General features: G+C 71.4%; 4 protein-coding genes. 2 read left to right on the plus strand and 2 right to left on the minus strand.

Annotated elements, in window-relative coordinates:
- Window positions 1-101: 101 nt before the first annotated feature.
- Both AC3WOS_RS27645 and AC3WOS_RS27650 read right to left on the minus strand, forming a co-directional pair.
- The gene (locus AC3WOS_RS27645) at window positions 102-8783 is read right to left on the minus strand and encodes a glycoside hydrolase family 94 protein (protein WP_492720414.1); all 8682 of its coding nucleotides are present in this window, start codon (window positions 8781-8783) and stop codon (window positions 102-104) included.
- 309 nt (window positions 8784-9092) lie between these two features.
- The gene (locus AC3WOS_RS27650; protein WP_492720416.1) at window positions 9093-11168 is read right to left on the minus strand and encodes an aminotransferase class V-fold PLP-dependent enzyme; all 2076 of its coding nucleotides are present in this window, start codon (window positions 11166-11168) and stop codon (window positions 9093-9095) included.
- Between the two features lie 127 nt (window positions 11169-11295).
- On the opposite strand from AC3WOS_RS27650, the gene AC3WOS_RS27655 reads away from it, so the two are divergent.
- On the plus strand, window positions 11296-11781 hold the full coding sequence (locus AC3WOS_RS27655; protein WP_492720417.1) for an Lrp/AsnC family transcriptional regulator: 486 nt from the start codon (window positions 11296-11298) through the stop codon (window positions 11779-11781).
- A 49-nt stretch (window positions 11782-11830) separates the two neighbouring features.
- On the plus strand, window positions 11831-12994 hold the full coding sequence (locus tag AC3WOS_RS27660; protein WP_492720419.1) for an HPP family protein: 1164 nt from the start codon (window positions 11831-11833) through the stop codon (window positions 12992-12994).
- Window positions 12995-13233 lie beyond the last annotated feature (239 nt).

Below are 13233 nucleotides of genomic sequence, written 5' to 3' on the forward strand. Positions count from 1 at the left end.
CTGCTGGGGGCGGGCGCCGGCGTGGGCTTGTAGCGCGCCGCGCCGCCGCGCGGGGCTGGCGGCTGGGGCTGGCAGGCGACGTCCCCAGGCCAGGCGGGCCGCTAGCGCGCCACCCGCAGCTCGACGGCATGAGTGCCGCCGTCATCGATCAGGCCCACGGCGTAGCCGCTGCGCGCTTCGCCATCGACCGTCAGGCCGGGCGGCTGGTCCGGCCCGGCCGCCATGATGCGCAGCGTGTACGGCGTGGCGCCGTAGCGGTAGGTCACCGTGTAGCCGTCCCAGTCGGCCGGCAGCAGCGGCGCCAGCGCCAGCGTGGGTCCGGCCCGCGTCACACCGAGCAGCGATTCGAGGATCAGCCGGTACATCCAGCCGGCCGATCCCGTGTACCAGGTCCAGCCGCCCCGCCCCACGTGCGGCGCCACGGCGTACACGTCGGCCGCCACCACATACGGTTCGGCCTTGTAGCGGGCGCAGGCGGCCGGCGAGGCCGCGTGGCGCACGGGGTTGATCATGCGCGCCAGTTCCCATGCCCGCCCGCCCTCGCCCAGGCGGGCGAAGGCCATCGCGGTCCAGATGGCGGCGTGGGTGTACTGGCCGCCGTTCTCGCGCACGCCCGGCACATAGCCGCGGATGTAGCCGGGATTGGGGCCGGCCTGGTCGAACGGCGGGTCCAGCAGCTGGATCAGGCCGGCATCGCGCCGCACCAGGCGCAAGTCCACCTGCTCCATGGCGCCGCGGGCCCGCACGGGGTCGGCCACGCCCGACAGCACGGCCCAGCTTTGCGACAGCGAATCGATCTGGCATTCCGCGTTGGCGGCCGAACCGAGCGGGGTGCCGTCGTCGAAATAGGCGCGCCGGTACCAGGCGCCGTCCCAGCCTTGCTGTTCCACGCTGGTGGCCAGCTGGCGCGCCGCCTGCCGGCATTCGGTGGCGAAGCCGGCGTCGCCGCGGCGCTCGGCCAGCTCGGCGAAGCGCTGCAGCACGTCGCACAGGAAGAAGGCCAGCCACACGCTCTCGCCGCGGCCCTGCTCGCCCACCTTGTCCATGCCGTCGTTCCAGTCGCACGAGCCGATCAGGGGCAAGCCGTGCACGCCGTAGCGCTGGCCGTGACGGATGGCGCGCACGCAATGTTCGTAGACGGTGGCGCCGTAGGGCGCGGCCACGGGCAAGTCGTAATAGGCATCCTCGTCCGGCTTGACGGCGCGCCCTTCCAGGAACGGCGCCGGTTCGTCGAGCACGGCCGCATCGCCCGTGACGGCCACGTAGCGGGCCGCCGCCAGCGGCAGCCACAGGTAATCGTCCGAGCAGTGGGTGCGCACCCCGCGCCCCGTGGGCGGGTGCCACCAGTGCTGCACGTCGCCCTCCACGAACTGGCGGCCCGCGCACAGCAGCAGCTGCTCGCGCAGCAGCTGGGGCGCCGTGTGGACGGCCGCCATCGCGTCCTGCAGCTGGTCGCGGTAGCCGAACGCGCCGCCGGACTGGTAGTAGCCGCTGCGGGCCCACAGCCGGCAGGCGATGGTCTGGTACATCAGCCAGCCGTTGGCCAGCACGTCGAGCGCCGGGTCGGGCGTGCTCACCTGCACCGCGCCCAGCGTCTGCTCCCAGTAGGCGCGCACGGCCGCCAGCGCCGCGCGCGCGGCCGCCGCGCCCTGGTGCTGCTGCACCAGCACGCTGACGTCGGCGTTGCGCCGCCCGCCCACCCCCAGCACGAACACCAGCTCCCGTTCCTGGCCCGGCAGCAGCTCGAACGGCAGCTGGATGGCGGCGCACGGGTCGAGCGCCGGCCCGACCCGGCCCGACAGGCGGATCCGGCGCAGCGCGGCCGGCGCCGCCAGGCTGCCGTTGCGGCCGATGAATTCGGCGCGGTCGGCCGTCACGCTGCGCGCGGCGCCGTCGGCGTTGAAGAACGCCACCCGGCCCGGGAATTCCGTGTTGTAGGCGTTGCGCGCGAACAGGGCGCCGCTGGCGCCGTCGAGTTCCGTCACCACGTGCATGGCGGTCTTGGTGCGCATGTCGCCCAGCACCCATTCCACATAGCCGGTGACGGACAGGCGGCGTGGCACGGGGCCGTCGTTGCGCACCTTGAACACCGTGTAGCGCACCGGCGCGTCGAGCGCGACGAAGGTGGTGACGGTGGTGGCGATGGCCCCTTCCGTGTGCTCGAACACGCTGTAGCCGAAGCCGTGGCGTGTCAGGTAGTGGCCGGCGCCGGGCGCGGGCAAGCCCATGGGCGACCAGAACTGGCCGCTCTGCTCGTCGCGCACATACCAGGCCTCGCCGCTGGCGTCCGTCACGGGGTCGTTGTGCCATGGCGTGAGGCGGTACTCGTGGGCGTTCTCGTGCCAGGTATAGGCCTGGCCGCTCTCGGAAATGACGCAGCCGAACTGGGCGTTGGCCAGCACGTTGCACCACGGGGCCGGCGTGGGCTGGTCCGGGCCGCTGAGGATGACGTACTCGCGCCCGTCCTCCGTGAAGCCGCCGCTGCCGTTAAACAGCAGCAGGGGCGGCGCCGGCCGCGTGGCCGGGCCGGCGTCGGCGTATTCGCCGCGGCTGTCGGCCTGCAGCAGCGGCACCCGCAGCGGCGGCGGCACGGCCCGCTTGACCTGCTCGGCCAGGGTGCCGCGGCTGTCGCTGATGATGACCCGCGCCACCGACTGCAGCAGCACCCGGTCTTCCGGCGCGATCTGGTCGGCCAGCCGCACGAAGATGCCGCCGGGCCGGTCGATGGCCTGGGCGTCGATGCCGGACGCGATCAGGCCCATGATCTGCTCGTGCAGCAACTGGCGGTAGCCGCCCTGGTCCTCGTACCAGATCACCAGGTCCACCACCAGTCCTTTCAGGCGCCAGTAGGCGTGCGCCTGCACCAGCTGGCGCGCCAGCTCGATGTTGGCCGGGTCGCGGATCTGCAGCAGCACGATGGGCAGGTCGCCCGAGATGGCATAGGCCCACAGCCCGGACTGGCCGCGCTGGTTGCGCTGCAGGATGGCCGGCTCGGCCCGCAGCGCGCCGTTCGGATAGAGCACGCTGCCGGCCAGCCGGGCGTACAGCTGGGCGTCAGCCTCGCTGGCGTTGAGCTGGCGCAGCACCACCTGGCTGTGGGTCCAGGCCAGTTCGAACACGCGGTCGGCCAGGTGCCGGTCCTGGTATTTGTCGACCAGGTGCAGGGCCGCCTCGCGCGTGTCGGCCATGCCCGTCACCAGGTCGATGGTGGCGCTCTGGTCGGGCGCCAGCGTGATGCGGTGGCGCACCGCCACCACCGGGTCGAGCACGGAGCCGTGGCCGCCGGCCAGCGGCCCGGCCGTCTGCATGGCGCGCGGCGCACCGGTGCCGCGGCCGCGGCCGATGAAGGCGGCGCGGTCGGTCTCGAACGACACGTCGAGCACGCTGGCGTCGTGCACCGTCATCAGGTGCAGCAGCCACGGTGGCCGCTCGTCCTTGCCGCGCGGGCGGCGCGTGCACAGGATGGCGTGGCGCGGGGCCAGGATTTCCGTCTGCACGAACAGCTTGGCGAAGGCCGGATGGGCCGCCTCGGCCGCCGCCGGCGTCATCACCACTTCGCCATAGCTGGTCAGTTCGATGGTGCGCTCGCGGTCGCTCTGGTTGGTCAGGCGGTGGCGCCGCAGCTCGATGTCGTCCTCGGGCGAGACGACGATTTCCGTGTACAGCTCGAGCCCGTGGTCGCTGCGGCGGAACTCGGCCCGCCCTTCCGAGAAGATCACTTCGTACTTGCGCGGCTCGGCCAGCGTGGGCTGCCAGGCGCCCGACCAGGTGTGGCCGCTGTCGACGTCGTGCAGGTAGAGGAAGCTGCCCCAGTGGTCGCGCGTGCCATCCTCGCGCCAGCCGGTCACGGCCAGGTCCTTCCAGCGGCTGTAGCCGCCGCCGGCGTTGCTGACCATGACGTGGTAACGCCCGTTCGACAGCAGCTGCACTTCCGGCAGCGCGGTGGCCTGGCTCAGCACCCGCATCGGCATGGCCTGCTCGGCGCCGGCGCCCGGCGCGGCCAGCTGCTGCTCGGTGGCCGAATGGAAGGCGCCCACCTGGGCGCTGCGTTCCTGCAGCACCAGCAGGGCCGACTGCAGCAACGGATCGGAGGCGAAACGACGCTGCATGGGCCGGTCGTGCAGCTGGTAGCTGAGCGCCAGCAAGCCCATGCCCTGATGGTGCACCATGAAGGAGCGGATCACGGCCGAGGCCTGGCCCCGCGGCAGCCGCACCGTCGTGTAGTCGATCGCCTCGTAGCAGCCGTAGCGGCCCATATAACCGAGGGCCGCCATCTTCTGCAGGTTGAGGCAGGCCGCTTCCGGGCGCACCATCAGCCCCAGCATGGTGGCGTAGGGCGCGATCACCAGGTCGTCGCCCAGGCCCCGCTTCATGCCCAGGCCCGGCACGCCGAACGCGCGGTACTGGTAATTGAGGCTGGCGTCGACCGTGTTGTAGCCCGATTCGGATATCCCCCACGGCACGTTGCGGCGCCGGCCATAGTCGATCTGGGCGTCCAGCATGGCGTGGTAGGTCTGGTCCAGCAGCGTGCTGGGGTAGGTGGGCATGACCAGCAGCGGCATCAGGTATTCGAACATGGAACCGCTCCACGACAGCAGCACCGGCTTGCCGGCCACGATGCACAGCTGGCGTCCCAGCGCGAACCAGTGCTCCTGCGGCAGCTGGCCCTGGGCGATGGCGACGAAGCTGGCCAGCCGCACCTCCGAGGCCAGCAAGTCGTAGCAGCTGGGGTCGAGGCGGCGCTCGCTCAGGTTGTAGCCGATGGCCAGCAGCTTGGTGGTGGGGTTGTAGAGGAAACTGTAGTCGGGCTGGGCACAGGCGCCGCAGCGCAGCAGCAAGGTGTCGATGGCGGCCATGCGGGCCCGGGCCTGGGCGCTGCCCTGCGCCACCAGCGTGGCCAGGCGCGCCTGGCGCGCGCGCTCGTCCGGCGCCAGGTCCGACGGCGCCGCCTCCATGCCGGGCCAGCTGGCCAGCGCACGCAGCGTGGGCATGCGCGCCAGCCGGCTGTCGCACAGGGCGCCGGGTCCCAGCGCCAGCCAGGGCGCGTACAGTTCCAGCTCCTCGCGCATGGCGCGGCACTGGGCCGCCAGCGCCGTGCTCCACTCGCGCGTGGCCTCGTCGCCATGGGCGGCGGCCGCCTCCTGCAGCGTGTCGGCGGCGGCGCCGGCCTGGGCCAGCCAGCCGTGCAGCGCGCCCAGGTCGGCCGGGTCGGGCCGCCCGGGCGGCGCCAGCAGGGCGTCCAGCGCCTGCAGCGCCGGCGTGCCCGTCAGCGCCGTCGCCGCCGGCGCCATGGCCGCCAGCGCTTCGTGCAGCACGCCCAAGGTGGCGGCCAGGCCGTCCACGCACTGCGGCCCCAGCAGGGGCTGGTCGGCCAGGCCGGCCAGGCCGGCCCGCAACGTGAGCAGGTGGCCGGCCAGGTTGCCGCTGTCGACGGTGGAAATGTAGATCGGGTGCAGCGGCTTGAGGGTGCAGGTGTCGTACCAGTTGTAGAAATGGCCCTGGTGGCGTTCCAGCAGTTCCATCGCGCCCAGCGTGCAGGCGGTGCGCTCGAGCAGCTGGCCCGTGGGCACAAAGCCGAAGTCCCACGCGCTCAGGTTGGCCAGCAGGGCCAGCCCGATGTTGGTGGGCGAGGTGCGGTGCGCCACCACGGCCACCGGATGCTCCTGCACGTTGTCGGGCGGCAGCCAGTTGTCGTCCGGTCCCACGTAGCGGTCGAAATAGCCCCAGGTGCGGCGCGCCAGCTGGTGCAGGAAGCGCAGCTGGGCCGCGCTGAGGCGGGCCGGCGCACGCGGCACGGGCCGGCTGATCCACCACGCCAGCAAGGGCGCGGCCAGCCACGCGGCCAGCAGCGGCGCGGCCGGCGCCATGCCGGCCGGGTGCCACAGGGCCAGCGCGGCGCCGCCCGCCACCGCCAACAGCGACGTGCCGCGCATGGCGCGCCAGCAGTCGCCCAGGCCGGCCCCGGCCCGCGCCAGGCCCGAGGCGCGCCATTCCAGCAGGCGCTGGCGCGACACCAGCAGCCGCCACAGGGCGCGGCCGATGGCGTCCAGCGCGAACGCCGCTTCGTACGGCAGCCAGGCCAGCACCAGCAGCGCGTGCGAGAAATGCATGCCGGCCACGCGCAGCACGCCCCGCAGGTGCTGGGACCAGAGCGTGTCGCGCGGGCGGCGCAACGCGTGGTACAGGGCCCCCACCAGCGGCGGCAGCAACGGCACGGTCAGCACGGCCGCCGTCCACAGCCACGGGTCGGGCAGCGCGCCCCACGCCACCAGCAATGCCAGCAGCAGCACCGGCGCCGTCAGGCTGCGGCGCAGGTTGTCGAACAGCTTCCAGCGCGACAGCGCCGACAGCGGATTGCGCTCACGCCGGCCGCCCGGCGCCGCCACCGGGCCGGCCAGCCAGCCGCACAGCTGCCAGTCGCCGCGCAGCCAGCGCTGGCGGCGGCTGACGTCGTCGCCATAGGTGGCCGGCCACGCCTCGTACAGCTGCACGTCGCTCAGCAAGCCGGCGCGCAGATAGCAGCCTTCCAGCAGGTCGTGGCTCAGGATCAGGTCGTCGGGCAGGCGCCCGCCCAGCACCTGCTCGAACATGTCGACATCGTAGATGCCCTTGCCGATGAACGAGCCTTCGCCGAACACGTCCTGGTACACATCCGACACGGTGCGGGTGTAGGGGTCGATGCCCGGCTCGCCGCCGCACAGGCGCTCGTAGCGCGAGGCCGCCTCGCCCGGCAGGCTGGCCGCCACCCGCGGCTGCAGCACACCGTAGCCCTCCACCACGCGGCCGCGGGTGGCGTCGTAGCGCGGCTGGTTGAGCGGATGGCGCATGGTGGCGATGCACTGGCGGGCCGTGTCGCGCGGCAGCGCGGTGTCGGTGTCGAGCGTGATGACATAGCGGATGCCCTGCAGCCGCGCGCTGTCGCCCTCCACCAGCGAGAACGCGTCGCGCGCGCCGCCGCGCAGGTAGCGGTTCAGGGCGTGCAGCTTGCCCCGCTTGCGCTCGTAGGCCATCCACACGCCCTGGCGCGGATTCCACAGGCGGGGACGGTGCAGCAGCAGGAACGGCGCCCCTTCGTAGCGGGCGTTGAGGGCGCGCATGCGCTGCTGCAGGTGGGCCAGCAGGGTGCCATCGTCGGGCAGGGTTTCCGCGTCGGCGTCGGGGAAATCGGTCAGCAGGCAGAACACGAGATTGGGATCGCGGTTGGCCAGGAAGCGCACTTCCAGCTGTTCGCACAGCTCGTCCACGTTGTCGCGGCTGTAGACCAGGGTGGGCACGGCCACCACCGTGCGTGCGTCGTCCGGCACGCCGGCCCGGAAATCCATGCGCGGCAACGGATGGGGCCGGGTCAGCACGGTGGCGCCCCAGTTGACCAGGCTCAGCGCCAGCTGGCCGCTGCCCAGCAGCGCCAGCACGCCCAGCGCGGCCAGCAGCCACGGCTGGTCGACGCCATCGCGCGCCGTGCGCGCCAGCAGCCAGCCGCCGGCGCCGGCCGTGAGCAGGCCGATGGCGCCCAGGTAGCAGGCCAGCGGCGCGCGCCGCGCCAGCTGGCCGAGGCGCTGCGCCAGCGGCAGGCGCACCCCGGCCAGGCGGGCCAGCGCGGCCGAACCAGGCCCCACCAGGTAGTAGCCCACGTGACGGTGGCGTAGCTCGCCGTCGCCGGCCGCCTCCTGCGCCAGCCGCACGGCGCGCTCGGCCACCTGCTCTTCCGTGGCCGGCGCGTGGCGGGCCAGCATCTCGACCACGTGGCGGTACTGGTCGCGGGTGGCGAAGTCCATGCCGGCGTAGATGCCGGCCGGGTCCTGCCGCAGGACGCGCTCGACGGCGCTCATGCTCTCGACGAATTCCTGCCAGTCCATGGTGCCCAGGAAACGCAGGCTGCCGATGCTGTTGGCGATCGACACCTGCTCGGCGGCCTGCAGCTGGATCTCGGCCTGGATCAGCTGCTCGATGGTCTGGCCCGACTCGGCCAGCCGGTGCGACAGCCACGTCAGGGCCAGCGTCAGGGCCGGACTCTGGCCCTGCAACCGGCGCGCCAGCTCGGCCACGAAGGCGCTCGTGATGGGCGGGTTGGAACGGGCCATGTCGGCCACCAGCAGGATCAGGCCGCTCGGATTGCGGTCCGCCACCTCCACCATGCGCTCGGCCCACTCGGTGGCCTGGTCGCGCTGGGCGCGGTTGTCGGCCACCCGCGCGGCCACCCGGCGCAGGTTCTCGATCAGGGCCAGGCGCAGCATGATGGGGATGGCCCACAGTTCGCCCAGCTGCAGCGTGGCCACTTCCTGGTAGGCGTCGACGAAGCGGCACAGGCTTTCCGGATCGACCCGGCCATCGCCATGGGCAATGATTTCCAGCGCGATCTTGTAGACGCGCGGACAGCCATTGGCCGCCTCGCCGCCCAGGCGCGGCAGCTGCCGGCTGTAGTTCTTGGGCAGGTGGCGGCGCGCGGTGCGGATCTGGTCTTCGATCAGGTAGTAATTGTCGAGCAGCCATTCGGAGGCGGGGGTGACTTGGCGGCCGGCCTGGATGGCTTCGGTCAGGCCATCGCATGTGGAAGCGATGACGGCCGCGTTGTCGGCCAGACGGGACAGCAGGCGGTCGCGGCCGCCGCCGGGGCTGGGCGCGTGGTGCGACGCCAGCGCGCGGCCATGGGCCGCCATCTGGGCTGCGCTGAACAGCTCGGCACGCAGGGGCATGTCCTCGTCATCGTCGGTGCGCAAGGTGCCGGCCGACGTTGCGTGAAAGCCCAGCGTGAACTCCGGCAACAGGGAAGTGTGCTTTTCCATCGTTCCTCGCTAGACAGGCATGCGTTCGGACGCGCTGCCGCCGCGCCGGGCGCCGGCACCGCATCTCACGCGAGGGCAATTATCTGCCGATCAAGCGCACAGGGGCGCACGTCTGGCCGGCGAACGCGGCAGTATAGGGAGGGAGGGGGCAGCGGTCGGGCGCGCCGGCAGCACTGCGGTGCAGCGGCCGGCGGATGGCGGCGCCGGCTGGCGGAGGCTGGCTGGCGCCCCGCGCACGGGCGCGGCGGTCGCTGATTGCCCGTTGCGGCGAGGAAGCGGGGACTGGATGGCGCACCGCGGCGCGATGGCTCAGGCCGCCAATGCGAGGGGCGCCAGCGCCAGGCCGCCGTCCAGGCTCCACGCCTGCCGGTAGCCGAGCCGGCGCAGGCATTGCGCGGCCTTCAGGCTGCGGTTGCCGCTGCGACAGACCAGTACCAGCGGCAACTGTTCGCCATGCAACCACTGGTCCAGCCGGTCGGCCAGCTGGCCCAGCGGCACGGGGATGGCGGGCTGCCCGCCTGGCGTGACGCCGGCCGTGGCGGCGCATTCGTACGGTTCGCGCACATCGACCAGGCGCGCACCGGGATGGGCTTGCAGGAAGGCGTCCAGCGCGGCCGGATCGAGGCGTACCTCGGCCTCCTCCGTCTGCGCTACGGATGCGGCCAGCGCGCGCAAGGTCGTGCACAGCTGGTTGTGGGCGTCGCGCGTGGGACAGAGCAGCGTGTCGGGGCCGGCGCAGGCCGGCAAGCCTGGCTGCGTGACCGTGGCGCAGAAGGCGAAGCGCACCGCAGCGGCCGCCGGCGTTGGCGCCTGCTCCACAGTGGCCAGCAGGTAGCTGCGCTGGCCGTCGGCATGCGTCACCGCCGTCAACACATGCCGGCCCAATGGCAGGCCGGAAGCGCTTGCGCCGTCGGCCGGCATGGGCCAACCGTAGGCATCCGTGGCAGCGTCCCGGTCGAAGCGCGGGCCCAGCGCCGCGATCAATGGCGCATGGCCGGCGCGCGGGCTGGTGGCGACGATGGCGTCCACCCCGTAATCGTGGCTGCACACCAGCGTTGCGATACGGGCCGTCTGTTCCGGCAGCGGATCGATCACCACGCAGCGGCGGCGGGCCGCGTCCAGCACCAGCCAGCCGCTGGCGCCGTCCACCCCAAGCTGCAGCACACCGTCGTGGCCGGCCGGCACGTCGTCCATCGGCAGCAGGCCGCCGCTGCGCAGGGCCGCGCCGCAACGGGCGATCCGTGCGCAGGCGGCGGCGATGGTGGCCTCGTCGGTCAGCGGGCCGAAGGACATGCGGATGGCGCCGCTGGCGCGCCAGTCCGGCACGCCCATCGCCACCAGCACGTAGCTGGGCGCGGCCTGCCTGGCCGAACAGGCGCTGCCGGAGCTGACGCGTACCCCGGCCGCGTCGAACACATCCATCAATTCCCGGCTGCCGACGCCGGGCACGGAGAAGTTGAGCGTGGTGGGCAGCGAGGCGGCGAATGCATGGTTGAACACGATGCCGGGCAAGGCAGCGCGCAGGCTGTCGGCCAGGCGGGCGCGGAAGCCGGCCAGCTCGGCGTGGGTGCGGAAGGTACCGCCCTGCTCCAGCGCGGCCAGCACGGCGCCCAGCGCGGCGATGCCGGCCATGTTCTCGGTGCCCGAGCGCAGGCCCGCCTCCTGGCCGCCGCCCATGATCAGCGGCGTGTATGGGGCGCCGGCGCGCACGTACAGCATGCCGATGCCCTTGGGCGCGTACAGCTTGTGGCCGGAGAACGGGGCGTAATCGATGCGGGTGTGCGCCAGCGCCAGTGGCAGCTTGCCCAGCGCCTGCACGCAATCGACCAGCCAGTAGGCGGCCGTGCCCGTTGCCGTCAGCACGGCCTCGATGCCGGCCAGGTCGGAGATGACGCCCGTTTCATTGTTGGCGGCCATGGTGCACACGAGCGCGGCGCGCGGCGCCAGCGCGCGCAGGGCGGCCAGGTCGTGGCGGCCGTCGCTATCGACGGGCAGCGCTCGCAGCGTCAGGTGCAGGCCCAGCAGGCGGTTCCAGTGTTCCAGGCTTTGCGGCACGGCCTTATGTTCGGTGGCGCCGTACAGGAGCAGGTCGCCGACGGCCTCGCCATTGGCCTGGCGTTCGCGCAGCGCGCACAGGGCCGACAGCACGGCCGTCTGGATGCCTTCCGTGGCGCCGCTGTTGAACATCAGGCGGCCGGGGCCCACGCCCAGCACGCGCATGGCGCAGGCGCGGGTGCGCTCCAGCACGGCCTTCGCTTGCAGGCCGGCGCCGTGGCTGCTGCTGGGGTTGCCGAAGCGCTGGCCCATGGTGTCCACGGCGGCGGCGATGGCGGCGGGCAGGACGGTGGTGGTGGCGTTGCCATCGAGGTAGATTTCAGTCGGCATGGTGGAGTTCGTTGCGGTAGCGGTGATGCCACACAGCTTAACCATTTCGTCATGAAAATATGTACTAAAATGACTGCTCAAGACGCTTATTTTGGAACGTACATTCCCCTATTTTACGAAAAACAGCATGGAACATCTCGACCGCTTCGATTACGCCATCCTTGCCGCGCTGCAAGCCGACGGCACGCTGTCGATCGCCCAGCTGAGCGAGAAAGTCGGCCTGTCCAGCACGCCCTGCTGGAAACGGCTGCGCCGGCTGGAGGAGGAAGGCTATATCGAGCATCGGGTGGCCATCGTCAACCGGCGCAAGGTGGGCTTGCCGGTCACCGTGTTCGTCAGCGTGCGCACCAGCCACCACGACGAGCAATGGCTGGCCCGTTTCGCCGCCGCCGTGATTGCCCTGCCGGAAGTGCAGGAATTCCACCGCATGAGCGGCGACGTGGACTATCTGCTCAAGGTGGTCACGAACGATATCGACGGATATGACCGCTTTTACAAGAAGTTAATCAAGGTTTCGCAGCTGACAGGGGTATCGTCGGCATTCTCGATGGAACAGATCAAGTTCACCACGGCCTTGCCGCTGGAGCTGGTGGCGCACCCCCTGCCAGGCTGAGCACATCGTGGGATAATCGCGCACTCCCCTTTTTACGCACCGGATAACGATGATTGCCTTTTTGGAACGCTGGCTGCCAGCCCCCCACACGGCCAGCCGCAGCGAACGCCTGCGCGCCTGCGCCGGCGCCGCCGCTGGCCTGCTGTTGACGGGCCTGATCGGCCATTTCATTTTGGCCCGCGACGGCATCAGCCTGTTCTTTGTCGCGCCCATGGGCGCCTCGGCGGTGCTGCTGTTCGGCCTGCCGGCCAGCCCGCTGGCCCAGCCGTGGTCCGTGATCGGCGGTAACGTCCTGTCCGGTATCGTGGGCGTGGCCTGCGTACACTGGCTGGGCGCCAGCGTGCCGGTGGCCGCCCTGGCCGGCTGCCTGGCCATCGCCGCCATGTTCGCGTTGCGCTGCCTGCATCCGCCCGGCGGCGCCGTGGCGTTGACGGCCGTGATCGGCGGCCCGGCTGTGCTCGGCGCCGGCTACCATTTCCCGCTGGTGACGGTGCTGTGCAATTGCGTGGTGCTGGTCAGCGCGGCCGTGCTGTACAACAACCTGACGGGGCGGCGCTATCCGCACACCCAGCAGACCCCGCATCCCCACCCCCATGCGACGGCCGACGCCGTGCCCACCTCGCGCCTCGGTTTCGCGCCGGAAGACCTGGACGCCGTGCTGCGCCAGTACAACCAGGTGCTGGACGTGAGCCGCGACGACCTCGAGGCGCTGTTCATGAAAACGGAGCAACGGGCCTACCAGCGCCGCTTCGGCATCATCAGCTGCGCCGACATCATGTCCCGGGACGTGGTGACGGCCGAGTTCGGCACCGGACTGGACCAGGCCTGGCGCGACATGCGCGGCCACAAGGTAGCGTCGCTGCCCGTGCTGAACCGGGCCCGGCGCGTGATCGGCATCGTCACCCAGGGCGACTTCCTGGAGCATGGCGGGCTGGACGACTACCGCGGCATGCGCCAGCGCCTGCGCCAGTTCCTCCGCCCCAGCGGCCTGAGCCATACCGAGAAGGCCGAAGTGGTGGGCCAGATCATGCGCAGCAAGCCCGTGACGGCGCGGCTGGACACGCCGATCGTGGACCTGGTGCCGCTAATGGCCGACATCGGCTTCCATCACATCCCTATCGTCGACGAAGAAGAGCGTTTTGCCGGCATCGTCACCCAGTCCGACCTGGTCGCCGCGCTGTACGAAAGCCGCCTGGCGCGCGACGCAGCCTGAAGCGCCAACCAAATCGGGGACGTAACACGGTTTTGAAAAACCGGGGACGTAACACAATATAAAATTTTGGCTGGACGAAGTGCGCCGAATCTCATGGTGTTTTTCTTTCATAAATCCGGGGATCAGACGGCCAATAAATGTGTTACGTCCCCGGTTTCAAATAACCGTGTTACCGTGAAAGCTCGGTACTGCAGGCGTATGCCTACTCACCTCGCGGTATGGCGAGTGTGATCGTACCG

The organism is Rugamonas sp. FW305-51 (genome assembly GCF_058786935.1).